This is a genomic window from Methanobrevibacter sp. V14 (assembly GCF_963082475.1).
Classification (GTDB): Archaea; Methanobacteriota; Methanobacteria; order Methanobacteriales; family Methanobacteriaceae; genus Methanocatella.
Genome location: NZ_CAUJAM010000001.1, coordinates 23,590 through 48,354, shown reverse-complemented (window position 1 = coordinate 48,354; position 24,765 = coordinate 23,590). Strand labels below are relative to the sequence as shown.

The 24,765-nt window shown below is 31.6% G+C and carries 29 protein-coding genes; 22 read left to right on the top strand and 7 right to left on the bottom strand.

All coding sequences use genetic code 11. The annotated features are described in order from the left end of the window. Positions 1 to 100: 100 nt before the first annotated feature. From Q9968_RS00250 to Q9968_RS00220, 7 genes are all read left to right on the top strand, one after another. Positions 101 to 751, top strand: a complete 651-nt coding sequence (locus Q9968_RS00250; RefSeq protein ID WP_305512303.1) for a hypothetical protein — start codon at positions 101 to 103, stop codon at positions 749 to 751. After that, on the top strand, positions 748 to 1,389 hold the full coding sequence (locus tag Q9968_RS00245) for a MotA/TolQ/ExbB proton channel family protein (RefSeq protein ID WP_305512301.1): 642 nt from the start codon (positions 748 to 750) through the stop codon (positions 1,387 to 1,389). Before Q9968_RS00250 ends, Q9968_RS00245 begins: the two co-directional genes overlap by 4 nt. Positions 1,390 to 1,393: 4 nt before the next feature. Next, on the top strand, positions 1,394 to 1,696 hold the full coding sequence (locus tag Q9968_RS00240) for a DUF2149 domain-containing protein (RefSeq protein ID WP_305512299.1): 303 nt from the start codon (positions 1,394 to 1,396) through the stop codon (positions 1,694 to 1,696). Positions 1,697 to 1,868: 172 nt separating this feature from the next. Next, positions 1,869 to 2,426, top strand: coding sequence for a 50S ribosomal protein L15e (locus tag Q9968_RS00235; RefSeq protein WP_305512297.1), 558 nt, complete (start codon positions 1,869 to 1,871; stop codon positions 2,424 to 2,426). 26 nt (positions 2,427 to 2,452) lie between these two features. Beyond that, positions 2,453 to 2,875, top strand: a complete 423-nt coding sequence (locus Q9968_RS00230; RefSeq protein ID WP_305512295.1) for an RNA-binding protein — start codon at positions 2,453 to 2,455, stop codon at positions 2,873 to 2,875. Beyond that, complete coding sequence (locus Q9968_RS00225) at positions 2,876 to 3,265, top strand: hypothetical protein (protein ID WP_305512292.1); 390 nt, start codon at positions 2,876 to 2,878, stop codon at positions 3,263 to 3,265. Positions 3,266 to 3,313: 48 nt separating this feature from the next. After that, positions 3,314 to 3,646, top strand: a complete 333-nt coding sequence (locus Q9968_RS00220) for a carboxymuconolactone decarboxylase family protein (protein WP_305512291.1) — start codon at positions 3,314 to 3,316, stop codon at positions 3,644 to 3,646. Between the two features lie 25 nt (positions 3,647 to 3,671). Here the strand turns inward: Q9968_RS00220 and Q9968_RS00215 are convergent, their stop codons facing one another. After that, the gene (locus Q9968_RS00215) at positions 3,672 to 4,403 is read right to left on the bottom strand and encodes a CPBP family intramembrane glutamic endopeptidase (RefSeq protein ID WP_305512289.1); all 732 of its coding nucleotides are present in this window, start codon (positions 4,401 to 4,403) and stop codon (positions 3,672 to 3,674) included. Positions 4,404 to 4,736: 333 nt separating this feature from the next. Between Q9968_RS00215 and Q9968_RS00210 the strand changes: the two genes are divergently transcribed. The 6 genes from Q9968_RS00210 (at position 4,737) to Q9968_RS00185 (ending at position 10,144) form a co-directional block, all read left to right on the top strand. Then, positions 4,737 to 5,018 (top strand): 4Fe-4S binding protein, encoded by a 282-nt coding sequence (locus Q9968_RS00210; protein ID WP_305512287.1) that lies wholly within the window; start codon positions 4,737 to 4,739, stop codon positions 5,016 to 5,018. Between the two features lie 162 nt (positions 5,019 to 5,180). Beyond that, the gene (locus tag Q9968_RS00205) at positions 5,181 to 5,306 is read left to right on the top strand and encodes a hypothetical protein (RefSeq protein WP_305512285.1); all 126 of its coding nucleotides are present in this window, start codon (positions 5,181 to 5,183) and stop codon (positions 5,304 to 5,306) included. A gap of 812 nt (positions 5,307 to 6,118) precedes the next feature. After that, the gene (locus Q9968_RS00200) at positions 6,119 to 6,385 is read left to right on the top strand and encodes a DUF6110 family protein (protein ID WP_305512283.1); all 267 of its coding nucleotides are present in this window, start codon (positions 6,119 to 6,121) and stop codon (positions 6,383 to 6,385) included. A 27-nt stretch (positions 6,386 to 6,412) separates the two neighbouring features. Continuing rightward, positions 6,413 to 8,560: a heavy metal translocating P-type ATPase gene (locus tag Q9968_RS00195; protein ID WP_305512281.1), complete on the top strand. Its 2,148-nt coding sequence runs from the start codon at positions 6,413 to 6,415 to the stop codon at positions 8,558 to 8,560. 72 nt (positions 8,561 to 8,632) lie between these two features. After that, positions 8,633 to 9,382: an ABC transporter permease gene (locus Q9968_RS00190; RefSeq protein WP_305512279.1), complete on the top strand. Its 750-nt coding sequence runs from the start codon at positions 8,633 to 8,635 to the stop codon at positions 9,380 to 9,382. A 9-nt stretch (positions 9,383 to 9,391) separates the two neighbouring features. Continuing rightward, positions 9,392 to 10,144 carry an ABC transporter ATP-binding protein gene (locus tag Q9968_RS00185; protein WP_305512582.1) on the top strand — a complete coding sequence of 251 codons (753 nt, stop codon included), beginning with the start codon at positions 9,392 to 9,394 and terminating at the stop codon, positions 10,142 to 10,144. A gap of 48 nt (positions 10,145 to 10,192) precedes the next feature. On the opposite strand, the gene thiD is transcribed toward Q9968_RS00185, so the two are convergent. Genes thiD through proS form a run of 3 tightly spaced genes read right to left on the bottom strand, consistent with a single transcriptional unit; the run spans position 10,193 to position 13,022 of the window. Further along, the gene (gene thiD, locus Q9968_RS00180) at positions 10,193 to 10,936 is read right to left on the bottom strand and encodes a bifunctional hydroxymethylpyrimidine kinase/phosphomethylpyrimidine kinase (RefSeq protein ID WP_305512278.1); all 744 of its coding nucleotides are present in this window, start codon (positions 10,934 to 10,936) and stop codon (positions 10,193 to 10,195) included. Further along, positions 10,937 to 11,611, bottom strand: a complete 675-nt coding sequence (gene cofC / locus Q9968_RS00175) for a 2-phospho-L-lactate guanylyltransferase (RefSeq protein WP_305512277.1) — start codon at positions 11,609 to 11,611, stop codon at positions 10,937 to 10,939. Positions 11,612 to 11,618: 7 nt separating this feature from the next. Further along, positions 11,619 to 13,022 carry a proline--tRNA ligase gene (proS, locus tag Q9968_RS00170; protein ID WP_305512276.1) on the bottom strand — a complete coding sequence of 468 codons (1,404 nt, stop codon included), beginning with the start codon at positions 13,020 to 13,022 and terminating at the stop codon, positions 11,619 to 11,621. Between the two features lie 275 nt (positions 13,023 to 13,297). On the opposite strand from proS, the gene Q9968_RS00165 reads away from it, so the two are divergent. From Q9968_RS00165 to Q9968_RS00135, 7 genes are all read left to right on the top strand, one after another. Next, positions 13,298 to 13,699 (top strand): transcriptional repressor, encoded by a 402-nt coding sequence (locus Q9968_RS00165; protein WP_305512275.1) that lies wholly within the window; start codon positions 13,298 to 13,300, stop codon positions 13,697 to 13,699. Between the two features lie 14 nt (positions 13,700 to 13,713). Next, positions 13,714 to 14,007: a hypothetical protein gene (locus tag Q9968_RS00160; protein ID WP_305512273.1), complete on the top strand. Its 294-nt coding sequence runs from the start codon at positions 13,714 to 13,716 to the stop codon at positions 14,005 to 14,007. Then, positions 14,004 to 14,327 carry a hypothetical protein gene (locus Q9968_RS00155; protein ID WP_305512271.1) on the top strand — a complete coding sequence of 108 codons (324 nt, stop codon included), beginning with the start codon at positions 14,004 to 14,006 and terminating at the stop codon, positions 14,325 to 14,327. The genes Q9968_RS00160 and Q9968_RS00155 overlap by 4 nt, the downstream gene beginning before the upstream one ends. Before the next feature lie 141 nt (positions 14,328 to 14,468). Continuing rightward, a complete protein-coding gene (locus Q9968_RS00150) occupies positions 14,469 to 15,515 on the top strand; it encodes an NAD(P)-dependent glycerol-1-phosphate dehydrogenase (RefSeq protein ID WP_305512269.1) in 1,047 nt (348 codons plus the stop codon). Further along, positions 15,512 to 15,949, top strand: coding sequence for a UPF0179 family protein (locus tag Q9968_RS00145; RefSeq protein ID WP_305512267.1), 438 nt, complete (start codon positions 15,512 to 15,514; stop codon positions 15,947 to 15,949). Before Q9968_RS00150 ends, Q9968_RS00145 begins: the two co-directional genes overlap by 4 nt. Beyond that, positions 15,950 to 16,636, top strand: coding sequence for a ribose-5-phosphate isomerase RpiA (rpiA, locus tag Q9968_RS00140; protein WP_305512266.1), 687 nt, complete (start codon positions 15,950 to 15,952; stop codon positions 16,634 to 16,636). A gap of 8 nt (positions 16,637 to 16,644) precedes the next feature. Further along, complete coding sequence (locus tag Q9968_RS00135; RefSeq protein WP_305512264.1) at positions 16,645 to 16,860, top strand: hypothetical protein; 216 nt, start codon at positions 16,645 to 16,647, stop codon at positions 16,858 to 16,860. 39 nt (positions 16,861 to 16,899) lie between these two features. Here Q9968_RS00135 and Q9968_RS00130 read toward each other — a convergent pair whose 3' ends face one another. Then, positions 16,900 to 19,854, bottom strand: a complete 2,955-nt coding sequence (locus Q9968_RS00130; RefSeq protein ID WP_305512262.1) for a right-handed parallel beta-helix repeat-containing protein — start codon at positions 19,852 to 19,854, stop codon at positions 16,900 to 16,902. A gap of 378 nt (positions 19,855 to 20,232) precedes the next feature. Here Q9968_RS00130 and Q9968_RS00125 point away from each other — a divergent pair, with 378 nt between their 5' ends. Together Q9968_RS00125 and Q9968_RS00120 are read left to right on the top strand one after the other, a co-directional pair. Beyond that, positions 20,233 to 21,972, top strand: a complete 1,740-nt coding sequence (locus tag Q9968_RS00125; protein ID WP_305512260.1) for a right-handed parallel beta-helix repeat-containing protein — start codon at positions 20,233 to 20,235, stop codon at positions 21,970 to 21,972. Positions 21,973 to 22,317: 345 nt separating this feature from the next. After that, on the top strand, positions 22,318 to 22,539 hold the full coding sequence (locus tag Q9968_RS00120; protein ID WP_305512258.1) for a winged helix-turn-helix domain-containing protein: 222 nt from the start codon (positions 22,318 to 22,320) through the stop codon (positions 22,537 to 22,539). Positions 22,540 to 22,719: 180 nt separating this feature from the next. Here the strand turns inward: Q9968_RS00120 and pheT are convergent, their stop codons facing one another. Together pheT and Q9968_RS00110 are read right to left on the bottom strand one after the other, a co-directional pair. Beyond that, positions 22,720 to 24,375 carry a phenylalanine--tRNA ligase subunit beta gene (gene pheT / locus Q9968_RS00115; protein ID WP_305512256.1) on the bottom strand — a complete coding sequence of 552 codons (1,656 nt, stop codon included), beginning with the start codon at positions 24,373 to 24,375 and terminating at the stop codon, positions 22,720 to 22,722. Between the two features lie 24 nt (positions 24,376 to 24,399). After that, positions 24,400 to 24,756, bottom strand: coding sequence for a hypothetical protein (locus Q9968_RS00110; protein ID WP_305512254.1), 357 nt, complete (start codon positions 24,754 to 24,756; stop codon positions 24,400 to 24,402). Positions 24,757 to 24,765: the final 9 nt, after the last annotated feature.

The following is a 24,765-nucleotide window of genomic DNA, read 5'->3' as shown; positions in this document are numbered from 1 at the left end:
TTTAAAGATATTGATTTATATTTTAATTATTTCTTACGATATGTTTATATATTCAACTGGATAATATTTAATTAGATAAATTAATATAGGTTTGAAAAGAATGGATTTGATTGGGGGATATTTATTAATTCTTTTAGTGTTATTCACAGCAAACATTGCTTTGATACTCGGAAACTATGAATTTAATAGTTCTAAGTCAATATTGATGTCATTAATATTTTCGGTTATTACTTTTGCCTTAATGTATCTTTCAAATTATTTAAATGCTGGCTTGTCATTCATATTGGATTATTTAGGATTAATATTCCTGATAATTGCAATAGTGATATCTGCTTCAATGATACATTATTCTAAAACAGATGATTTTAAACCCGCTTTATATTCGATAGCTACAATATTTTTGATATCTGCTGTTTTATTTGCATCTCAAACAAATTTGGACTTTTTAAACACAGCGTTATATTCTATATTCAGTTTTATAATCATTTTTATTGTTTATCAACTCACTAAATTACTGCATCATGCTAAACGACAGTATCCAGTAATAATTGGAGAATATATGTCATTGTTCGCTGTTTTGATGTTTATTTTCGCATTGACCTATAATTCAACAAGAAATTTAGATTACACAATGTTCAGGTCATTTTTAATACTGACTCCAACATATCAGTTAATCTATGTTATTATAGGAATAGTTGTTGTTTTAGTCATTGGTGTTTTAATAAATGATACTAAAGGGGGAAATTCATGATAATTCAGGGAACTGAAACTTTAACATCATTAATTCACATAATCTCTGAAAGTTTACTAACGCCGGTGGTGATATTGCTTATAATTTCAATAATCATTGTAATCTTAGCATTCGGAGGACTAATTAATGAATTTATTTCAAGAAAAGCAATTAAATCAGGTGATTTGGAAGATTTAATCCGAAGAATTTCATTTTCAACTAATGTTGATGAAATGAAAAATGAAATAAATAATAGTGACTTATTCGATTATCAAAAAGAAATATTGACTAGAATAGCTAATAATTATGATATTGGGCCTGATGCAAGAAAGGCATTGGCGGGAGAGTTAATATCTGCTCAAGAGACAAAATTAATTAAAAAAACTAATAAAACAGATATTTTAGTTCGTGTAGGTCCTATTTTAGGTTTATTAGGTACTTTAATACCTTTAGGTCCTGGTCTTGCAGCACTTGGAACCGGAAATATTGCAACTCTTGCCCAATCTTTAATAATTGCATTTGATACGACTGTCACCGGATTATCTGTCGGCGCTGTTGCTTTTTTAATTTCTAAATATAAAAAACAATGGTACGAATCTGAATTGATAGATGTTGAAACTGTTTGCGAAACAGCTCTTGAAGCTATTAATAAATGGTGATGATATGCTTAGAAAAAAAAGAAGAATTTCAGAATCTGCGGATGATGATCCGATGGGAGGATTAAGTAATCTTTCAGATGCAATGCTTGTTCTTGCTTTAGGGTTTTTAATTTTTGCAATACTGTCATTGTCCGCTAATCCGGATATGATTACCCAATCTCAAGCAACCCAGGATGTTTCAACAGCTGATAATTTCACTCAAAATTACTCTGATGCTGGTGGAGGTCTTGAAAATAGTGGCTACAGTGAAGTTGGAAAGGTATATGAGGATCCAACTACAGGCAAGCTTGTAATGGTATCGGGTTAAATTAATTTTTTATTTTTTAATTTTTTCTTATTTTTCACCAATTTTACGATATATTTATAAATACATAAAACAAATATTTGATTACTGTTATTTTAATGACAGTTTCAAAATACTTTTTTTGGGATAAGTTCCCATAGGATGTGGCCTTCATGGCTGAACAAAAGGTGTTATTATGTACAAATATATAAGAGATGCATGGAAAAACCCAGATGAGTCTTACGTACGTGAACTCATGTGGCAGAGAGCTCCTAAATGGAGAAGAGAAAAAGCAGTTCAAAGAATTGAAAGACCTACTAGACTCGATAGAGCTAGAAGTTTAGGTTACAGAGCTAAAAAAGGATTTGTTTTAGTTAGAACTAGAGTAAGACGTGGTGGAAGAAGAAAAACTCGTCGTTTCAATGGTCGTAAACCTAAAAGAATGGGTGTAAACAAAATTACTCAAGCAAAATCTATTCAAAGAATTGCTGAAGAACGTGTAGCTAAAAAATACCCTAATTTAGAAGTATTGAACTCCTACTGGGTATGGGCTGACGGAAAATATAAATATTTTGAAGTAATTTTAGTAGATCCGCAAAGTCCTTCTATCGTCAACGATAAAAAAATCAATTGGATTTGTTCCAAAAAGCATACTAACAGAGCTCTTAGAGGATTGACTAGTGCTGGTAACAAAGGACGTGGAATCAAATCTAAAGGAAAAGGCTCTGAACAAGCTAGAAGAAGAAAATTATAATTTTCTTCATTCCTTTTTTGATTAAAATGATTCATAATATTAAATTTAGAGTTTTCGTATATGAAAATGAAAGCATTGATGATATTAATCAAGCTATTTTAAACTTACTTCCTGAAGCTGAAATTGAAGTGGAAGAAGCTGAAGGATTACTTGAAGATAAAATATTAATTTTATCTGGCGAAGTATCTAAAAAAAGATACACAAGAACTTTTTTTAACACACTTATTGAAAGTGTTGATTTGGATAAATTAAATGAGGATTTAGAGCGTAAAATGGATGAAAAAGGAAACTGGTTTTTAAGATTTGATAAATCCGACGCTCTGGATGAAAAATTAACTGTCCTGGATAAAGGTGATGCAATACATCTTAAAATTAAGATTGCTGCTTATCCTGCAAAAAAACAAATTGCAGTTGATAAAGTTCGTAATGCTTTTTTAGGTGATGGTTAAATGGAAAAGAAGAGTTATTATTTATTGATTCTATTAGTTGCACTTGTAATCAGCATTGGCGTATTCTGGTTCCAATTTAATAATGATGTGGCAACTCTCATAATAATTAATGAAACTGAAGTTGTGGAAAACGAATCTTTTTCTGGAATGTTAATGGATGCATATGGTTATGGCGTTCCAAATCAAACAATATCTTTTCACAAACCCAGTTATGAGATAGGAACATTAGTTGTAGCTCAAACAGATGAAAATGGTGAGTTTACAATAGAACATGCTGATTATTTGCCGGATAGGCAAAGTGAAAATTATTATGGCAACTTTACATTTGCAGGTAATGGAAAATATCAGGGATGCAAATATGAAGGAACCGTTGCTGTTGGGGCTAAATAGTTATTTATAATTCTAAAACAAAACTATTATTATATTTGGAGGTATATTATGAAAGGCGAAATATATTATGGAAAAGGTATTAATCAGTTAAAAGACAATAATCCTGATTTATATGAGCTTGTAAACGCTTTAAATGAAACTTTATGGAATGGTAAAACTTTAGATTATAAAACTCAAAAATTAATAGCTATCGGCATTACCGCTTCTCGTTCAGATGCAAAAGCCACTAAAAATCAAATACAAAGTGCTATTCAAGAGTTGGACATTACCAAAGAAGAAATAGTGGATGTTTTAAGAATTGTACTATTGACTTCTGGCATGCCCGCTTTTTCTAATTCTTTACAAATATTGAATAGTGTTGTTGAAACAATAGATAAATAAGTTATCTATTGTAATTTCTATTTTTTTAGCTTAATGCCTGTGCAGTTATTTGCAATATAAAATATCCAACAAATAAAATCATCCCATAATTTAAAAACATTGTTTTAAATGGGTATTTCAGTGGAATTTGAGTTTTGATGCCATTAAACCTTGCTCGCTTAAAGTCTTTAAGTCCGTAAATTCCTATGATGAAAAATATTAATACAAATAGGGTATATCCGATTACAATTATCAAATCAACTGTACTGTAACTATTTTGAATATTCATCAGGGAGCTTGAAAAGATTAAACTGACTACTGATCCCATTATATTAACAATAGTATGTAATATTATGGTATATGTAACTTTTCCGGTTTTAATATATACATATGCGAAAAATCCGCCAAGTAGCAATGTATAAAAGAATTGATTTAAATTACCATGTATAAGTGCAAATAGTACTGCAGATAATATTATCGACACTTTAGCACCATATTTAAGTGTTCTATCAATTAATAATTTTCTAAAAATTAATTCTTCAAAAATGGGAGCCATAATTCCCAGCAATATTAAGTTCAACCATATGTTTGTATTATTAACTAGGTTGTGAACTGGATTTGCAATGTCATTTTGTATTGCACCGCCCAATAGTGCGGTTATGCCTAATCCAATTTGATTTCCAATCATCATCAATACACATGTGATTCCGATATATATGATAAATTTTTTAGCATCAACACTTCTTTTTTCGATTTCCACATGCTCTAGTTTATTCATTAGCCAATAAATTATTGGAAATGGAAGTATATAACAAGCTATTGATGATAATATAGTTTGCATATTAATGTCATTTAAATATTCAGGTTGTATTAGAGATATGATATTCACCAGAATTATTTGAAAAATCAAGGTTAATATAACATATATTAAATAATTAGCGCCTATTTTTGAGAAAAACTTTTTGTTGATATTCAATTTTTCACCTATATCATTTTTTGAATTTTGCATTATATATGTTATTCGTTTAATATAAGTTTAGGCATTCCAAAATATTTATATACTATGGAAAATAAAATTAGGTATACCTAAATATTATGGGAGGGGTGTAATTTGAGAGGTAGATACGGTGCTGGTAATTCAATATCTGCATTAGAGATTGGAATGCATATATTTTCCGAATTTTTAAAATCATCACATAAGTCAAGATGGCGTATTGGAAATGAAATTCAAAGATGTTCCTTATGCGGTAGATGTCAAGCAGTTTGTCCAGTTAATGCCATTACCGTAAGTGTACATAATAAAACTTGGACTTTAAATAATAGGAGATGTACTCAATGCCTTAATTGTGCTGTTAAGTGTCCGACTCATTGTTTAACACAAGTCCGTTTATAAAATTTTTAGGCATATAAAAATTTTATTTCTTTTTTTACTTATTTTTATCACTCTGTTATATAAAAAACTCCATATTATCCGTTTAATTTATATATAATGATTTTTTAACATATTATATGTAGTTAACTTGGTGTGTAACTTAAAATTTCGGAGGGTTGTTATATGGGTCACAGACATAGACGCGGTAGATCCCCTAGTTTATTTCACTTACGTCCACGTTCTACTCTTGGATTGGTTCGTGATGTTGCATTAGGCGCATTTATTGTTCGTGAAATAATTAAAAAATAATTTAATTATTTTTTTCGAGTATTTGCCAGAATACATTTATTATTCTTTTAAGGTTAAAATATGATTAATTTTGGCCAATGCTCGTTTTGGATTTCTTTGATATGTTAAGTATTTCACATGATTGTCATATATTTTTTTTGAAATTCATCTTATTTTTATTCATAATTTTCCATGTTTTTTTGGGTATAACTAAAAATCTGTCATGTTTTTTTAGGTATAATTAAAAATTAAACCGTTTAATTTAAATATGAAGAGGAAGTTATTTATTAATAGTATAACCAGAAGTTATACATTTAAGGCATTTTAAATTTAAATTAGCTACTTCATGTTTTTACATGATTTTACCTCAAGTACACACCTTTGCTTTTTTAAATTCCATGCCTTTTATTGTTCTTCCTGTTTTTAAGCATTTTTTTAAGTTTAAGATTAATAAATCAATTATTTTTTATGTAACATTTTTTGGCATTGCTAAAAATTATTTTGATTCACGTAAATTATTTTTTTGTATAACTAAATAAAAATCCTTTGTTTGACCTATAAGGGTCTTAAAAATCGATTACTTTATATAATATGACTAATTAATATTGTATTGTCAGATAACTCATGTAAACTCAGTATAGTTTTTAGGTTTACATAAGTTTTGAGATCAGGTTCAAAAAACTTTCTTGCTGAGTTGGAAGTATTTTGTTTCCAGTTATAAAAAATGAATATTTTAGGAGTCCTAAAATATTAAATATGTTTAAAAACAAACTATATTTAATTGAAGTATTCAAAACTTCAGTTAATATAAAAATTTAAAGGATGGTATAAAAATGAGACGTGAAGATATTATTAAAGCAACTGTAGAACATAAACATGCATTAATTTTTGCAGCAGGAATTGCAACAGCTATTGTAGGTAAAAAAATAATCGAATCTAAAACTGTTAAGGATGCTGCAACTAAAGGAATGGCAACTGTAATGTCTGCTAAAAAAGATGCTGAAGAATGTTTCCAAAATATGAAAGAAAATGCTGAGGACATTGTTGTAGATGAAAATGCTGATGTCAAAAAAGAAGTTTATGTTGAATCAAAAAAATAGATGATTAATTTTTTTTAAGTGATAAATATGAAATATCAAGTAATGCATGATAGTGGACCTCGTTTAAGAGTCCGTGCTGGTCAATGGGCTTTCACTAAAGAAGAGGGCTATGGTCTCGCTTCATTACTTTTAGATCAAGATTTTATTCATGATGTTTTCACTTCTTACAGAAATGGTAGTATTTTAATTTATTATGATGGGGAAGTTGAAAACAAACAAAGGATATTCGATATTTTAGACGGAATCACAATCGATGATTTATTTGAAGCCGAACCAACTCAAACTCAAGTTTCAAAAGAAATTACTGATGATTTCTATTGGAACATAAGTGGAATGATTGGACGTAGGTTACTTGGAAAATGGTTCTTGCCTATGCCAATTAGAAATGCAATAACTTTATATAGGGCTATAAAATATATTTGGAACGGTTTGGATAGTTTGACCAGTTTCCGTGTCGATGTTGCTTTACTTGATGGTGCTGCAGTAACTGGTGCTTTATTACAAGGACAATATGACCCTGCAAGTTCCATGATGTTCTTATTATCCATCTCCGATGAACTAGAACATTATACTGTACAAAAAGCTAAAAGTACATTAAAAGATAGTTTGGCTTTAAATATTGATACAGTCTGGCTAGTTGACGATGATGGTGAAGAGAAACAAGTTCCAGCAATGGACATTGATAAGGGGGATAGAATTAAAGTTCGCATGGGCGATGTAGTTCCTGTGGATGGAAAAGTAGTTGATGGCGAAGGTATGGTTAATGAAGCTTCAATGACTGGAGAACCATTGGCTGTTCATAAAACAAATGGAAAAACAGTTCATGCGGGAACTGTTATGGAAGAAGGAAACATTGTTGTTGAAGTTTACTCAATGAATAAAGAGACTAGATTAAACAAAATCATTGATTTAATCGAAAACTCAGAAGATCTAAAAGCTGAAACACAAGGCAAAGCTGAAAGATTAGCTGATTCAATTGTTCCATATAGTTTCCTTGCCACTGCTTTAACATATTTAATTACAAGAAATGCATCCAAGGCACTATCAGTACTTATGGTCGATTTCTCATGTGCAATTAAATTAACTACTCCATTATCCGTAATTTCTGCAATGCGTGAAGCATCTGATAATAGAATGATGGTTAAAGGCGGTAAATTCCTTGAACACTATGCAAATGCTGACACAATTGTATTTGATAAAACCGGAACTTTAACTAATGCAACTCCAAAAGTTGTTGATGTAATTCCAATGTCTAGAAGATATAAGCGTGATGAAATCTTAAGAATGGCGGCATGTATTGAGGAACACTTCGCACACAGTATCGCTACATCTATTGTAAATCAAGCTGCAGAGGAAGGTCTTAAACATGATGAAGACCACAGTGAAGTTGAATATATTGTAGCTCATGGTATTGTAACCGAATATGATGGTAAACGTGCAGTAATAGGATCCAGACACTTCTTATTTGATGATGAGAAAATTAAATTAACTAAAACTCAAGAGAAAAAAATCGAAAAAGAAGCCACAGAACACTCTGTAGTTTATTTAGCTATTGATGGTAAACTTGAAGGATTGATCTGCATTGATGACCCTGTGAGGGAGGAAGCAAAATATGTCATTGAAGAGCTTAAAAGCTTAGGTATTGAAAATGTCATAATGCTTACAGGAGACGGTGAAAGCGGTGCTAAGGCAGGAGCTAAATCATTAGGTATTACCCAATACAGATCTCAAGTACTTCCAGAAGACAAATCCAGAATTGTTGAAGAACTTAAAGCTGAAGGTAAAACCGTTATCATGGTTGGTGACGGTATTAACGATTCACCAGCATTGGCAGCCGCTGATGTATCAGTTTCAATGAAGCACTCTTCTGATATTGCCCGTGAAGTAGCTGATATTTCATTATTGTCCGATGATTTATATGATCTTGTCACTTTAAGAAAGTTAAGTGTTGGAATGTTGGATAAAATTAATACTAACTACCGCAATATTCTTGTATTCAATGGTTCCCTTTTAGTTTTAGGGGTTATGGGTTTAATTCAACCTGCAACATCTTCCATGTTGCATAACTTATCTACAATGATATTCGGTGCAATGAGTACTAAATCTGTATTATCCGACAGAGATATTTCAAATGATATTGAAGTAGAAGCTATTCAGGTAGCTGATGCTTCATAATTTTTTTTTTAAAGTTTTTATATTATTAAATTAATAACTATTAGTGTGTAAAAATGTTAATTAAGTGATGTAATGTTTGAAAATTATAAAAATAAATTCATTCCATTAATTTTACCAATCTGCATTATAATCTTCTGGTATTTAATTACTGAAGGATTAAGTATGGTTAGTCCATATATATTGCCCGGTCCGATTACAGTTTGCGAATCTGCCTGGAAATTAATATTAAATGGCAAACTTCTTGCAAATACATTAGATACTTTATATAAAGTGTTCGGAGGTCTAATTTTAGCATCTATTATTGCAATTCCTTTAGGAATTTTACTTGGATGGTATAAAACCTTGGAGGACATTGCAACTTTGATAATCAGTGTTTTAAGGCCAATTCCTCCGGTAGCATGGATTCCATTTTCTATTTTATGGTTTGGTATAGGTATGTTTCCTGCAGTATTCATTATATTCATGGGATGTGTCTTTCCGATATTGGTTTATACAATTGATGGAGTTAAAAGAACTGACAAAGTTTTAATTGAATCAGCTCAAACTTTAGGAGCTAATGATTTGAATGTATTAAAAAGAGTAATATTGCCATCAGTTGTCCCTTATGTTATTTCAGGACTTAAAGTTGGAATTGGTATTGCTTTAATGTGTACTATTTCTGCTGAAATGGTTGGTTCAAGTAGTGGTTTAGGTTATATGATTCTTACAGCAACAAGTTTATTCGATCCAGGTACAACAGTTGTTGGTATGTTAGATATTGGGTTAATTGGTATCATATTTGATTATGTATTCACCAAAGCTCAAGAGAAGATATTCTGGTAGGTGTTAAGTATTCCAATTGAAATTAAAAATATTAATAAATCTTTTAATAGTAAAAAAACTAATAAGTTATCTGTTTTAGAAGATATTAATTTAAATATTGATGATGGGGAGTTAATTTGTCTTTTAGGCCCATCTGGTTGTGGCAAAACAACTCTTTTAAGATTGATTGCAGGTCTTGAACAACCTACCTCTGGGGAAATAATTGCTAATGGAGAAAAAGTTACAAAACCTTCAGGGGATAGAGCGGTAATTTTCCAGCAATACTCCCTATTTCCATGGTTAACAGTATTGCAGAATGTTACTTTTGGTTTGGAAATGACTAAAAAAGATTCTAAAGAGGAAAATATTGCTGCCGCTAAAAGATACTTAACAAGTGTTGGCTTAATAGACTTTAAAGATAGTTATCCTCATGAACTTTCAGGGGGCATGAAACAAAGGGTTGCAATTATTCGTTCTCTGCTTAACCATTCTCCAATCTTACTTATGGATGAACCATTTTCTGCATTGGATATGCAAAATAGACATAAGCTTCAAGAACAACTTATTGGGGTTTGGAAAAGATTCAAAAACACAATAGTTTTTGTAACTCATGATGTTGATGAGGCGGTTTATCTTGCAGATAAAATCGTTATTCTCGATAAAAATCCAGGCAGAATCTCAAAAATAATTGAAGTTAACATTGAAAGACCAAGAAAACGTGAGTCCCAAGAATTCATTGACCTTCAGGAAGGTATTGTAGAAAAATTGGACATGGGAGATTAGTTAACTATTAACTAATTTTCAAACTTCTTTTTTTAATTATGCATGTGACTATTCTTTTACGTTTTGCTGTATTAATGTTCCGTAATTTCCGTTTTTTATACTTTCATATATATAATCTAGAGATTTCGAAATAGCTGTGTGCAAATCATTATTCTTTGCTAGGTATGCGGTTATTGCAGCGGATAAATTACAACCAGTTCCATGAAGATTATCAGTCTCAATTAATTCTTGTTTTATGGTTGAAATTTCACCATTGATGTAAATAGTGTTTATTCCATCTAAATGGCCTCCAGTAATAATGTTATTGCAAACAATTTTTTCTGATGCTTTAATGGCGTCTTCTTTTGTGTTAATGGGCATGTTTGCTAATTTTTCAGCTTCAGAAATATTTGGTGTGGTTAAAATTGATTTTGGAAGTAGATATTTATTTAAGACTCGTGCAATGTCTTTTTTAGTTAAATCTCCACCTGAAGTTGCCACCATAACAGGGTCAACTACTGCCTTCAGATTATATTCATCGATTTTTTTAGCTACTAATTTAATAATTTCAGGGGAATAAAGCATACCTGTTTTTATAAACTCAATCTCATAAGAATCAAAAACGCTGTCAATTTGTTCGCAGATATAATTTTCATCAATTGGCAATGTGGAAAAGAATTTATAAGGATTTTGAGCAGTTAAGGCTGTTACCACTCCGGTTCCATAAACACCAATAGCTTGAAACGTTTTAATATCGGTTAAAACACCTGCTCCTCCTGACGGATCAACACCTGCAATGCTCATTACAATCATTTAATCATCTCTTGTTACTTTTATTCGCTCACTGCCTCTATATGGTTCAAATTTGACCTTTAACTCTTTTAAGTATTGTCTTGTGTGGGTTTTTTCACCATGAATCATGATTTCGCCTAAATCTTCAGCAGTATTGACGTCCAATGCCATGAAAAAGGAATCATGGACTTGCGGATTTAATTTTTTATTCTCAGCAGCATTTACATGTTCTGTATAGCTAAAACCTTCGAATTTGGTACGTATTGCCATAGGCTTCATAATTATCATATTTGTTCCGCCACCTTTAGATGGAACAATGATGAATTCTAGGTTTTTAGATGCATCAATTAACATTTGCACATTAGTTTTTCCAATTAAAGGAACATCGCTAGGGGCAATAAGGACTTTTCTAGTTTTTCCTTTGCAGTATTTCATTGCTTGAGTTAATGCTTTATTTAAGTTTGATTTTTCATTTTCAAGAATGATATTCAAGTTTAAGCTTTTAGCATAACTTAAAACATCATCATCGTTGCTTATGATGAATATTTTATCAACATATTTTTTTAACGAGTCGGTTACATCTTTAAGCATCACTTTCAATAGTTTTTCCCTTTCCTCCTCTGATAAAAAAGGGGATAATCGGGTTTTTGCATTTTTGAATTTAGAAACTGGAATTATTGCATAAATGTTGTCCATATTATCACTAATAAGTTTTAGCAATTAAAGCCATGAATTTAGCATCATTATCACTGGCTATACATTTGCCTTCTGAGATTTCCTCTTGAATGCCTAAAAGGTCATAGCCAGTTCTTTCTTCAATTTCTTTACCTGTCTCTTCGTCTCCACACCATCTGAACTTGACAACATTGCCCGCTTCAACAAGTTCCGGGATTTCGGCAATGTTTTCTGTGAATTTGACATGTTCTTTTTGGAAGTTCCATGCAGTATCAGATAATTTTTCAGTTGTTTTATCTAATAACTCCACAACTGCATCTGCTAGGCTGTCGTCAAGAGGAAGTTCTATTTTTTCTTCTTCATCTCTCCTCATGGCTATTGCAATATTGTTTTCCAAATCACGCGGTCCGATTTCAAGTTTAACAGGGGTTCCTTTAACTTCCCAATCGAAGAATTTTTTACCGGGCCTAATGTCTCTGTCATCCATATTGACTCTTAGACCTTTAGCTTCTAATTGTTCTTTAATTTCCATACACTTAGTTAAAACTTCTTCTTTTCCTTTTTTAAATATTATTGGAATGATGGTTACTTGATTTGGTGATACTTTAGGTGGTAAACGTAATCCTTTTTCTTCACCATGAACTCCAATAATGGATGCAATAACTCTGTCTGAAAGTCCAGCACATGTTTGGTAAACTAATTTGTGCTCTCCATCTTTGTCTTCAAAGGTAATGTCAAATGTTTTTGCAAATGTCTGGCCTAAATTATGGATTGTTCCTATCTGTAAGGTTTTACCATTTGGCATAATGATGTCAAATGCCATAGTGTAATCTGCACCTGGGAATTTGTCCCATTCTGGTCTTTTTGAAATTAGATATGGCAATCCTAAATCATCAAAGAATTCTTTATATATTTCAATGAAGTCTTGAATTTGCTCGTCTGACTCTTCTTTAGTTGCATGAGCAGTATGAGCTTCTTTGAAAGTAGTGATTTCACGAACTCTTATCAAAGGTCTTGTGTGTTTTGTTTCATATCTAAAGGTATTTACAATTTGGTAGTATTTAATTGGAAGGTCAATATGTGATCTAATCCATAAAGCATACATTGGATAAATTGCAGTTTCACTGGTCGGTCTCAAAGCTAGCTGTTCGTTTAATTCACTTTGCCCACCTTTGGTAACCCAGTATACTTCCTCTTCAAATCCTTTTACATGTATCCCTTCTTTTGCAAGTTCAGTTTCAGGAATAAGCATTGGAAACAATACTTCTTCGTGATCTTTATCCAGTAATTTTTTAATTATTTCCATTGTGTGTTTTCTTATTTGAAAACCGTATGGCATCCAAATTGCCATTCCTTTAATAGGATATCTTGAATCTGTAATATTCGCTTTTTCTAATATGTCATGAAACCATTCATCAAAATTTTCCACCATATCACCTAAATAACATTTTATAATATAAATTATTCTGTTTTTAATAAGTATTAAAGTTATTTATTTGCTATTTAAAATGGTAATGGGGATTTATTTTATTTAAATTTTTAATTATGTAACAATTAATTTTCATTTCCAATTGCCTTATCAATTCTCTCAAGACAATGTAATTTTTAGAAGTATATTACAATTTTTTTAGAAGTAAAAGTAAAAATATTTATATCATTGTTGTGAAATTATAATATATAGTTTAGTTTAGGATATGAGATGATTTAATGTTATTAAATGAATTGTTTGGTGAAAATGCGAGGATAAAAATATTGGAGGAATTATTAACATATGTTGATTCATTTTTGACTGCAGATGAGATATCTAGGATGTCAGATGTTTCTATAAAAACAGTTTATATTCATATGAATCAATTAGAAGAAATTGGAATATTGGATGTTGAAAAGAAAGGAGCTAAAAAATTCAAACTAGATGCTAATGATGAAAGGGTATTGGCATTAGGATTGATTGAAGCTAATGAATTTTTAAGAAGATCTGAGAGATTAGAGTTATCATTTGAAATCAGCGAAATCAGCTCTTCTGAAAATATTAAAACATATTCAGATTTCAATCAAGTGGAATTGTTATTTGACGAAGCACCTATTTTAGAGTTTTCAACAACATTATAATCGGGTTGATAATTATGAATAATGAAAAACAAGAATTGAATATGTTAATCCCAGAAGAGTTAACCGAATATTATATTACAGGTGGGGCAATAGCCTCTTCTCCTGTTGACCTGAGATTAATTTTATTTACAGATGAACTTGAAAGAAACAATAATATATTAGATGGTTCAAAAGTGGGAATGGTTCGCACAGCTAAAACTGAAATTATCATGTCTCCTATAGTTGCAAAGCAGTTAAGAGATTTATTAGATAAAGAATTAAAAAATATGGTGATGGCTAATTTTTTGATTTTTTTGGAGGCAATATGATAAATATTGATAAGGATCCAAAAGAGATAATCAAAGAATTATCGGCATCCGAAAAAAATATTTTGTATATTTTGGGAAAAATGCGAATTTCCGTTAAAAAGAATTTTAATGAGAAAACATTGAAAAAGAAGTTAAGCAATGAGGATTTAAAAAATTATAATCATGCATTTTCTAATTTATGTACAAGTGGGATAATTGTAATGTATAGGCCTGAAAACTATGGAGTTTCAAAGATAGGTCGAAAAATTACTGATGAAATTGTTGAACAAAAAAGAAGAAAAAGATATTCTATTTTAAGGATTTTAATGCTTCAAGTTTGATTATTTTTTAAGTTAGCATAATTTCTTGAGTTAATTTTTATTTAAGTAGGTTAATTTAAGTCAGAATTATCACATTATAAAAATCTATTTATAATTACTATTTATAAATATAATGATGTATAATTATTTTTAGGAGATATTATGAGTAACAGGAAAATACAAATGCCTCGTGAAGTTTACATTGATCCCGGCATTATCAAAGACACTGGGGATATTTGCAAGTCTTTGCATTTGGATAAAAAGATTTTAATTGTTACTGGTTTTCATACATACGATATCGGTGCAAAACCAGTAATTGAAAGCCTTGAAAAAGCAGATATTGCATGTGACGTTGTTAAAGTGGACAATGCATCTTACGACTCAATATCCGAAGTTGAAGAATTCATTACACCTGACACTACCGTTTTAGGTGTAGGTGGAGGAAAAGTTATTGATGTGGCTAAAATATCTTCATATAATCAGGATGTATATTTTGTATCTATGCCAACAACAGCTTCTCATGACGGCATCGTATCTCCTTTGGCATCAATAAAAAATCCAAAAACCTCAATATCCGCTAGTGCACACTCGCCAATAGCGGTCATTGCTGATTCAGAAGTTATTGCACAGTCTCCATTCAGATTACTTTCTGCAGGTTGTGCAGATTTAATTTCGAACTTTACAGCTATTAAGGATTGGGAACTGGCCCATAGACTTAAACATGAGTCGTTTAGTGAATCTGCAGCAGCATTATCAATAATGTCTGCTCATTTAATCACTGACAATATAGCTAATATTAAACCCAATCTCGAACCTAGTGCAAGAATTGTGATGAAGTCATTATTCAGTGGCGGAATGGCAATCAGCATTGCTGGCTCATCAAGACCTGCAAGCGGATCCGAGCATTTATTCTCCCATGCTCTAGATAAGATTTTAGATAAACCTGCATTGCACGGGGAGCAATGTGGTATCGGCACAATAATGATGATGTATCTTCATAGTGGGGATTGGAGAGCGATAAAAAAAGCACTTGAGGGTGTAAAAGCTCCAACTACTGCCCGTGAAGTGGGCATTGCTGATGAGGACATTATTGAAGCATTAATGATGGCTCATAAAATCAGGCCTGCCAGATACACAATACTTGGAGATAACGGAATCTCTGAAGAGGCGGCTTATGATTTAGCTCAAAAAACTGGAGTGATTGAATGATTACATTAATTGGTATAGAAATTGCAAAAGAAGGCCAAGAATTTCTATTTTTAGGTCCAGCACCCGAATGTGAAGAATGTAGATTTAAATCATCTTGTGTAAGCAAATTGGAGTTAAATCGAAAATATGTGGTCACTGATGTTCGTGATAACGAACAAAAATGTCTTATACATGGTGAAGGTAAGGTAGTGCCTGTAGAAGTGGAAAAAGCATCAATTGGTTTACTTACCAATTCAAAAAATATATTTGAAGGTTCAACGTTCACATATAATTCTCCAAATTGTGAAGAGATTTGCGAATTTCATGATTTATGTTTCCCTGATGGTTTGGTGGAAAATGATAAATGCCTTGTTTTAAAAAATGATGGCAAACATGAAGGAAAATGTAAAAAAGGTTATAAACTTAATAAGTTAACTTTAGGATTTGTGGTATAAATGAAAAATGCTGGTAGTAATAATTCTAGTAAGAAAAATGCAGGTTATAAGGCTGCTGAATATGTTTGTGATGGAATGGTTTTAGGACTTGGTACAGGTTCTACAACTCATTACTTTATTGAAAAAGTAGGCATGAGAATCAAAGAAGAAGGAATTAATGTAATGGGAATTCCAACATCATTTCAATCATTATTAATTGCTAAACAGTGGAATATTCCAGTAACCACTTTGGAAGAATATGATATTGATTTATCAGTAGATGGTGCTGATGAAGTAGATCCTGAGTTTAATTTAATTAAAGGTGGAGGCGCGGCTCACACAAAAGAAAAGATAGTGGATTATGCTGCAGAGGAATTCATAGTAATTGTTGATGAATCAAAATGTGTGGAAGAGCTTGGAACATTTCCAGTACCTGTGGAAGTCCTGCCTGATGCATCTCGTATGGTAATTCAAACCTTAGAGGATATGGGTGCAAATTGTGAGATAAGAATGGCGCAAAGAAAAGACGGGCCTGTAATAACTGATAATGGTAATTTTGTAATAGATGCTAAATTTGATAAAATAGAATCTCCGGATTGCTTAGAGATTGATTTGAACTCAATTCCTGGAGTAGTTGAAAATGGAATCTTCTCACAAATGGTTGATAAAGTAATTGTTGGAACCAAAGAGGGTACAAAAGAATTATAGGTGATAACATGTCTATGTTTGATATTCCAGACATAATAGATTTAACCTATAAACTGGCGATCGTTTTCGGTGCTTTAGTAGTCCTTTATGGTATTTTATGGTTGCTTGTAACATTGGGGGTAATCCCGGCGATTGTTGCAGCTATATTTCCACAGGTAGTATTGATAATCATTGGATTGTTTATTATTTATGCTGCAGTTGACCGCAGAAAAAAATATTATTAATTTTTTAAAAAAGAAAAAAGAGATTATTTAAATCTCTTCTTATTTTGTTTTAATCTTAACCTGTTTGGTTACTTTGCTATAGTATTTATTGCCTTTAAAAGTAATTTTAGCTTCAAATTTACCTTTTTTAGTTAATTTGTTAATTTTAAAGGTAGCTTTACCTTTAGAATTGGTTTTAGCATAGTAAATTTTACCTTTAACTTTGATGGCAACTTTTGCTTTAGCAATTTTCGCACCGGTTTTTGATTTCAGAACAATTGTATATTTTTTATTTTTAGTTTTTACTTTGAATGTTTTCTTTTTGGCAGTTATTTTACTTGCTTCTTTGGTGATTTTAATAGTTGTTGTTTTACTTACAGCTTTATTGGCATTGTCTCCAGAGAAAGTAACAAATGCTTTTTTAAATCCGGTTGAAATAGCTTTTAAGGTTACGGTAGCAACACCTTCTGAGTTGGTTGTTCCCTTGTAGGTTTTACCGTTGAATACTATGGTAATAACTTTATTGGTCAAAACCTTTCCATTAGCATCATTAAGGGTTACAATGTATTTGTAACCTGAAGCAATAGATTTTAAATAAACAGTTTTGCTAACGGCAGTTAAAGCAGATGCAGCCCTATCATCTTTCACGGTAATTGAAGCATTTCCACTTGCAGATGCATAATTGTCATTACCTTCATATTTAATTGCTGCTTCATAAGTGCCGGCGGTTAAACTTAAATTGACTGTTGCAATACCATTGGCATTAGTGGCGGTTGTGTAGTTAACTCCGTTAATTGTAACAATCACAGTTTGTTTTGGAATCGCTTTGTTGTTTTGATCAATCAGTGTAATTTCAAGAGTTCCTTTCTTATAACCAACAGTCACATCAGCCGCATCGATAGTTACAGTTTCTTTATCGGAGTAGGTTCTCACTACATTATCCTCAGATTGATATTTGTTTTCTGCTTTTGCAAGATAAGTTACAAAAGTAGGAGGGTATGGTAATGAGTCTAAGTTATATGTGTTTGCACCGATTGTTACATTGTAATATCCTCCACCAAGTAAAATACCAATTCTGCTTCCTTTTAATGTATTATTAAATAAACATTCATTGCCTGAGCCATAACATGTGATGGAAGCAATTTTAGAGTTTAAAATGGTGTTGTTGTATACAGCATGTCCTCTTGAGTGCATTAAGTAAATTCCTTCTTTGGAACCTGAGACGATGTTGTTAAATATGGTTGCATTGGGTCCGGTTCCGTGCCTTACATCAATGCCATGGTTTATGGCATTAGTAATTATATTGCCTGCAATGGTACTGTAAGGGGAACCAAAGTTCATTATGCCTGTTGTGTATTGGTCATGTACATTATTGTTTGCAATAATGCTGTGGTTACAATGTTGTTGGAAAATACCCCAGGATGCGCCTTTGATATCACAACCTGTAATTGTTAAATTAACCGTAGACTCAGCATAAAGACCGGAAGTCTTATATTCATCTGTTTTTGGTGTTACCTTTGTTGTATCATATCCTGGGTATAATGCAATGATATTCAAATTGCTGACAACTGCATTGGTGTTATTTAATACATATAATACTGCACGGTATGCAACTGAATATCCTCCATTGTTAGTGCTTGCCCTTACTTTTTCAGGTATGTAATTTAAGCTGATATTGTTATATCCAATTAAAGTTGCATTGTTGCCGATTATTTTAATGTTTTTATCAGTATAGATGGAAATGTTTTCATAAATTCCATTTGCTTCGAATTCTAATGTGTCTTTGTCATTCATTGAGCCAATTATGGTTTGAATCTCAGCGCTTGATGTTCCAATTGGAACGGTGTATATAGTTCCAGTCTTTTCTAAAATTGTAGCATAATCAATGCCGATTCCTGCAGGAGCTTTAATTTCACTGTATTCAGTGTAAGTTGGACTGTAACTTGAACTGTCAGAATAGGTACCCATTATATCTGCAGTATCTTGATAATCAGATTTTGCTTCTGCAACATAATATACAAAGGTTGGCGGCATTGGTAGGTTATCTAAATCAAATTCATTTTCACCAATGGTGATATTGTTGTATCCCCCACCTAACAATACTCCAATTCTGGATTTTTTCATAGTGTTGTTATAGATATTTATGTTTGATGATCCATAACAAGTAATAGAGCTTATGGTACAGTTAATCAATGTATTATAAGATGCTGTGTGTCCTTTTGAGTGCATTAAGTAAATTCCTTCTTTAGAACCAATTACTGTATTATTTATAACTTTCACATTTGGTCCAATACTATGTCTCACGTCAATACCGTGGTTTATGGCATTGGAGACTTTATTTTGTTCAATTAAAGTTCTGGCAGATCCGAAGTTTAAAAATCCTGTTACTGCCTGATTTTTAACAGTATTTTTTTTCACAATTCCATCTTCACAAAATTGGAAATATAATCCCCAGGAGGATCCATTCAGGGTATTATTTTCAAAAGTCAAATTTTTTGCCTGATAGGCATATACTAAAGTATTTAAATAATTCGAAGAGCTGTTTGCACCTCCGACAATAGTTAATCCATTAATAGTCACTCCGGTTGTCTTTAAAATGTATAATGTTGCAAAGTTTTTAATGGAATATCCTCCACCACTGGTGTTTCCCCAAATGAGTTCAGGTGTGTTATTTTTGGAAGGAGTATCGTATCCTACTAATTTTGCTCCATTGCCGTTTACTGTAATATTTTTGTCAATGTAAATGCAGATGTCATTATATGTTCCAATTTCGAATGATAATGTGTCACCATCGTGCATACCGTTGATTTTTTCTTGGATTACAGAGCTATTTGAACCTGCTGTAATAGTTTGTTGTGATGATAACATATCATCGTCGCTTTGACTTATTGTTGCTATGTCATTAGTTTGATGTAACTGAACATCTTCTGTAATTTCTTCAGCAAATACAGAATTTAAACTTAATATTACAACATATACTAATAAAATAGCTAGAATAAAATTCTTTCTATTCATTATTTCACTCTTTTATTTAAATTTTAACCATTGCTTAGAAATTCATAAAATTAAGATTAAGCAACTTATGATATAGTGTATTTTTCATTATATTTAAATTAAAATGTCTTAAAATTTCTATATAACACTGTTAATATTTGTAAAACATAATTTAAACACTTTTAAATCCATATTTTTTGATTTTTTTAATAAAGTTTATATATTATTGCTATGATATTCTATTGTATAATCAATATTCATGTTCGGTTAAGTCGTTAATTTAAGTGTATGATTATGCCTTTAAATTGGATAGTTCATTATCAATAGTCAATTAATTTCATATAATAATATAACTGAATGGCATGTATTGATTACAATTACATATTGGAGAGTAAAAATATGGATAAGAGATTTTCAATAATTTTGTTCATATGTCTAATTAGTTTATTTCTAATTTCGGCAGTTAGCGCAGCAGCTGATGAAAGTAAAACCAATAATGCAATTGCCGGTTTTGATACCCACTATCAAGTTACTTCTGATTTGTCAAATGATGATGTTCAAAGTATGTTTGATGGAGCTAGTGATGGGGATACATTCGAGTTTACAGATTCCAATTATAATGACATGTCTTTAATTGTGGATAAAAAGCTGAATATTGTATCTAATTGCAATTCTAAAGTTTATACTTCAAGTCAGCTAAGTGACAGTGCAAGAAAATTAGGAATCACTAGTTCCTTTGGATTTTACTTCACATCTGCTGGTGCAGGCAGTGTTTTATCGGGAATTACCATTGTCTCTTCAAATAGCGATTGCGGAATAATTGTTGATTCAGCTAGAAACGTAACAATCAATAATAATGTAATTGCGGGTGGTAAAAATTGCATTTTAATTAAAACCTCCCAAGACATTACTATAACAAATAACAATATTTCAAAAGCAACAGCTAATGGAATTCAACTTCAGAATGTTTATAACTCGTTAATCTCAAAAAACGATATTTCTCACAATAAAAGATCAGGAATTGAATCTTCAAATATTTATCATTGTGAAATAACTAATAATGCTGTTCATCATAATAATTTTAATGGAATTTCATTGTTCAATATATCTTATGGAAATGTAATTAAACACAATCAGGCTTATGAAAATCCAAATGGCATTTATATTAATTCAAAATCTTCATATGATGTTATAAATGCAAATTCATTTATCCACAATCGAAAAGACACAGATTATGAATTAGGTGCTTTTGAATCTGGTAATGGTTTACTTTTTGGAAAGAACTTCAGAACTTCCAAAGAAGATAGTTCTGCTAGATTGGAAGTTAAATATAATGTTTTAGCACATAATGAAGGTTATCAAGCTAAAAATAATCCTGAATTGCCGACATTCAAACTTGGAGACAATTGGTTCGATTCTACTGATGATGAGAATACCTTTGTCTGCCCTATGCTTTTGGCGGGCATTATGAAAATGGGAACAGTATCTGTTAAAAACGGTATAGGTCTTCAGATGTATGATACTAAAGGCCAGCCTGTAAAGGAGTTTGGAACATTTGATACTACAGTAAATGTTGATGGTAATACCTACACTGCGAAATTTGTAAATGGCAAAGCCACAATCGATGCAAATTTAGATCCTGATAGGGAATATGATATTGAAGTTAATATTGGTGGAAAACCTGTAACTTTTAAATATAAAGTTGCTTCTGGCAAAACTGGTGAAAATAAAGACTCTTCTACCACAGACCATTCTGGTGGAAAAAAAGGATCATCAGGTTCTAATCCGCAAACTTCCACAAGTTCAAGTTCTGGTGTTGCTAAAGGCAATGGGGGGAATGGAACTTCCAACAGTGCACATTATGCAAATTCTGATAAATCAGGAGTTTATGGAACTAATGCATCTGGCAGTTATCGGGATTCATCTGATAATGGTGAAAGTGCCTTGACAAATGGGGATATTGATGCAGGAGATGCAAGTGAAGGTGAAGTATCTAAAGAAGGGGAAGCATATGAAGTCGTACCTCAAAGCAAGATTTCAAAAGAAATCACCGATACATCAGGTCTTGTGGTATTAAGTATTATTTCCATTATGGGAATGCTTATTTACGGATACTGGCGTAGAGATAACTGCGATTAAATTCTTTTTCTTTTTTTTTATTTATTGGCTACTTTTAACATATGATCTTTAAAATTCAGCTATTGCGGTTAATGAAAAGGAATGTGGGTTGTTGAATGATTTAAAATTTGTATTGGGTGATATAAATATCAGTGTAATCATGAAATCATTGATAATAATGATTCATCATATTTAAAGTCATTTTTACTCTCTTCAAGTGAAAGCATAATTTTAAAATGGATTTGGGAAACTGGTAGTCTGTATTTTTTTTATATAACTTGATGGATCTAGAAGTAATGGAACCATAAGTTTAATAGTACTTGGGGAATAATATATTATTAATATGTGGATAATGAGGTTATTTTTATGGATGATGAAACACTTAAAGCATATGGTTATGTAATTAGTTCATCCTATAGGGAAAAATCGGTTAAATCCTTAAGTGATGGTAAGAAAATTCCAACAGATTTGGCAGAGGATATTGGAATTAGAACAAATCATGTTTCTAAAGTTTTGCGCGAACTTAAGGAATGTGGTGTAGTTGTATGTGAAAATGAGGAAAAACGTATAGCTAAACTTGTAGATTGATGCTATTTTTTCAATGTATTGGTGATTTAATTGAGAAGAGGGGTGATAATTTTAGTAGTAATTATAATTGTATTGTTAATTATGATATTTGCTTTCAATAATTATGATGCTTCTCCAACTGGGGATAATTACTCTTATATTGAAACACAAATGCGAAAATTATGGTATTGAAAAAGAATTTTAATTTAAAAATTCAATTTCAAATGCAATAACAGGATAATCAAGGGTGAAATTACTGATTACTTCAGGGGATACCTCACCAAAGAAACCTTTAACAGAAAGGTTGCCTGCACCACCTTCAACATCGGCCACTCTACCGCTAATGAAGGTCTTATTTTCACTATCCCTAATTTCCATTGAGTAACCAAGGTTAGATAAAACAGTAGTTACAACAGATTTTATTTCGGTAAAGTTGGCAGTTGAGTGACAAATTACTCCAGCTAATTTTTTGGAAGAAACGGTTTTATTTTCTTTACTTTCATCTAAGTATAAAACGTCCCCAATTTCGAATATTTTTTGAGGTAGATCCTCATGTTTGTTGTCTTCTAAAAATTCCATTAAACTATTGATTAGGCTAGTTCTAATCATGGTTCTATCAATTGTAATTGGTTTTGCAACTTGCACATGAGGTTTTTCTTCCTGATTCATGTTTCTGTAATGTGATTCTTCGCTTGTAAGCATTAGACTCATTACTTCCTGGAAACCTAAGCCAACCATCACATCACGAATGCTGCTTTCTGCTTTAAACCAATTGTTTTCATAAGCAACAGTATTGATGTCAGGCAATTTTGCTACAACATCATTAATGCGGTATTGCACCGCAATATTTTCAACAATATCAACTTCATGTAAAATATCTATTCTGTAAGGGGGGATAATGGCTTTAACTTCATTATCATTTAATATTTCAGCATCAAAACGAGCTTTTTTAAGCAAACCTTCAATATCTTTGGCAGTTAAATTAGTTCCGCCGATTAATTCATTTGCAGTATTAACATGAATGTTCATTTCTTGTGGAGTCAAATCCGGACTAACAATTATTTTATCATCATATTTAACTTCCATGCTTTTGATTTGACCTCCAACTTCAGCAAATGAAGAGCAAATGATGTTTAATGTTTGATTAACCGCTTTCTCATCAGTTCCAGTTACATCGACAATAATGTTTTTTGTGCTCTCATGGAGTTTTGTTAATTCTCCGTTAATAATCGGAGGCATAGATAAGACATTGTTGTTTTTATCCAGAATTAATGGGTATTTGTCAAATTCGTCAATTAAATGGGCATAATCTTTACCTTTTTCATGCTCTTTTAAAATTGCTTCAGGAGTCATTTCCAAGTCTTTTTCCAGCGGAACAAAAGCATTTTCATCTTTTGGTGTAGCAATATATCTGAATGGAGCTTCAACAACATCCGCATTATGAATGCCGATAGCTACTTTTTTCCTATCTCTTCCAATAACCCAGTGAAGGTTTTCTTGGAAATCCATAATATATTTGAGTTTATCACCAGCAAAATCAACATTGTTGATTTTAGCAAAAGCAATGTATGGTCTGATTTCGGCAACTTCTTTTTCCACAATTACCTCTTCATTTGAATGGATTGTTTCATATTTTGCTAATCCTACTTCCTGACCAATAAAACCTTTAAAAGATCTAGCCACTCCCTCAACAGATAAATTGTCCGGACGGTTTGGGAAGAATTCTACTTTGATTTCTTCATCATCAAAGTCCTCAATATCACTGGACATCATTGGTAAAGTGTCTATTAATTCATCTTTTTCCATGTCGATACCTAAATCTCTTAAATCTTTATATTTAAATGTTATAACTGGCATTCAATAACTCCATTAATTAATTTATTATAATCCATATATTAAAATGAAAAATAGAGACTCAATTACAAAGTGAAGAGCTCTATGTTCTAATTCACCCATATCTCGTATAAAGACAGTATGGGTTACATCAATTGTAAAGTGGACTAGTGCTCCTAGTATTCCAATAACTGGATTTAAGAAAACTATTGACAATACTATAAAATGAAATCCAGCTTCCATCGCTTCATGGGAAAGCCAAGTTTGCCATGTATAATGGGTGGATTGTTGAATTAAACCACCTAATAGTATGTAGAAGTTATTTAATACTTTCCACATTAAAGTGGTGTGCAATACATCACTTACAGCTAATACAACTGCAATATAAAACCATAGTAATTCCATTTCTCACAC

Coding starts and splice junctions, on each gene's coding strand:
- Q9968_RS00250 (WP_305512303.1), top strand. CDS start 101: ATGGATTTGATTGGGGGATATTTATTAATTCTTTTAGTGTTATTCACA.
- Q9968_RS00245 (WP_305512301.1), top strand. CDS start 748: ATGATAATTCAGGGAACTGAAACTTTAACATCATTAATTCACATAATC.
- Q9968_RS00240 (WP_305512299.1), top strand. CDS start 1,394: ATGCTTAGAAAAAAAAGAAGAATTTCAGAATCTGCGGATGATGATCCG.
- Q9968_RS00235 (WP_305512297.1), top strand. CDS start 1,869: ATGTACAAATATATAAGAGATGCATGGAAAAACCCAGATGAGTCTTAC.
- Q9968_RS00230 (WP_305512295.1), top strand. CDS start 2,453: ATGATTCATAATATTAAATTTAGAGTTTTCGTATATGAAAATGAAAGC.
- Q9968_RS00225 (WP_305512292.1), top strand. CDS start 2,876: ATGGAAAAGAAGAGTTATTATTTATTGATTCTATTAGTTGCACTTGTA.
- Q9968_RS00220 (WP_305512291.1), top strand. CDS start 3,314: ATGAAAGGCGAAATATATTATGGAAAAGGTATTAATCAGTTAAAAGAC.
- Q9968_RS00215 (WP_305512289.1), bottom strand. CDS start 4,403: ATGAATAAACTAGAGCATGTGGAAATCGAAAAAAGAAGTGTTGATGCT.
- Q9968_RS00205 (WP_305512285.1), top strand. CDS start 5,181: ATGGGTCACAGACATAGACGCGGTAGATCCCCTAGTTTATTTCACTTA.
- Q9968_RS00200 (WP_305512283.1), top strand. CDS start 6,119: ATGAGACGTGAAGATATTATTAAAGCAACTGTAGAACATAAACATGCA.
- Q9968_RS00195 (WP_305512281.1), top strand. CDS start 6,413: ATGAAATATCAAGTAATGCATGATAGTGGACCTCGTTTAAGAGTCCGT.
- Q9968_RS00190 (WP_305512279.1), top strand. CDS start 8,633: ATGTTTGAAAATTATAAAAATAAATTCATTCCATTAATTTTACCAATC.
- thiD (WP_305512278.1), bottom strand. CDS start 10,936: ATGATTGTAATGAGCATTGCAGGTGTTGATCCGTCAGGAGGAGCAGGT.
- cofC (WP_305512277.1), bottom strand. CDS start 11,611: ATGGACAACATTTATGCAATAATTCCAGTTTCTAAATTCAAAAATGCA.
- proS (WP_305512276.1), bottom strand. CDS start 13,022: ATGGTGGAAAATTTTGATGAATGGTTTCATGACATATTAGAAAAAGCG.
- Q9968_RS00165 (WP_305512275.1), top strand. CDS start 13,298: ATGTTATTAAATGAATTGTTTGGTGAAAATGCGAGGATAAAAATATTG.
- Q9968_RS00160 (WP_305512273.1), top strand. CDS start 13,714: ATGAATAATGAAAAACAAGAATTGAATATGTTAATCCCAGAAGAGTTA.
- Q9968_RS00155 (WP_305512271.1), top strand. CDS start 14,004: ATGATAAATATTGATAAGGATCCAAAAGAGATAATCAAAGAATTATCG.
- Q9968_RS00150 (WP_305512269.1), top strand. CDS start 14,469: ATGAGTAACAGGAAAATACAAATGCCTCGTGAAGTTTACATTGATCCC.
- Q9968_RS00145 (WP_305512267.1), top strand. CDS start 15,512: ATGATTACATTAATTGGTATAGAAATTGCAAAAGAAGGCCAAGAATTT.
- rpiA (WP_305512266.1), top strand. CDS start 15,950: ATGAAAAATGCTGGTAGTAATAATTCTAGTAAGAAAAATGCAGGTTAT.
- Q9968_RS00135 (WP_305512264.1), top strand. CDS start 16,645: ATGTCTATGTTTGATATTCCAGACATAATAGATTTAACCTATAAACTG.
- Q9968_RS00130 (WP_305512262.1), bottom strand. CDS start 19,854: ATGAATAGAAAGAATTTTATTCTAGCTATTTTATTAGTATATGTTGTA.
- Q9968_RS00125 (WP_305512260.1), top strand. CDS start 20,233: ATGGATAAGAGATTTTCAATAATTTTGTTCATATGTCTAATTAGTTTA.
- Q9968_RS00120 (WP_305512258.1), top strand. CDS start 22,318: ATGGATGATGAAACACTTAAAGCATATGGTTATGTAATTAGTTCATCC.
- pheT (WP_305512256.1), bottom strand. CDS start 24,375: ATGCCAGTTATAACATTTAAATATAAAGATTTAAGAGATTTAGGTATC.
- Q9968_RS00110 (WP_305512254.1), bottom strand. CDS start 24,756: ATGGAATTACTATGGTTTTATATTGCAGTTGTATTAGCTGTAAGTGAT.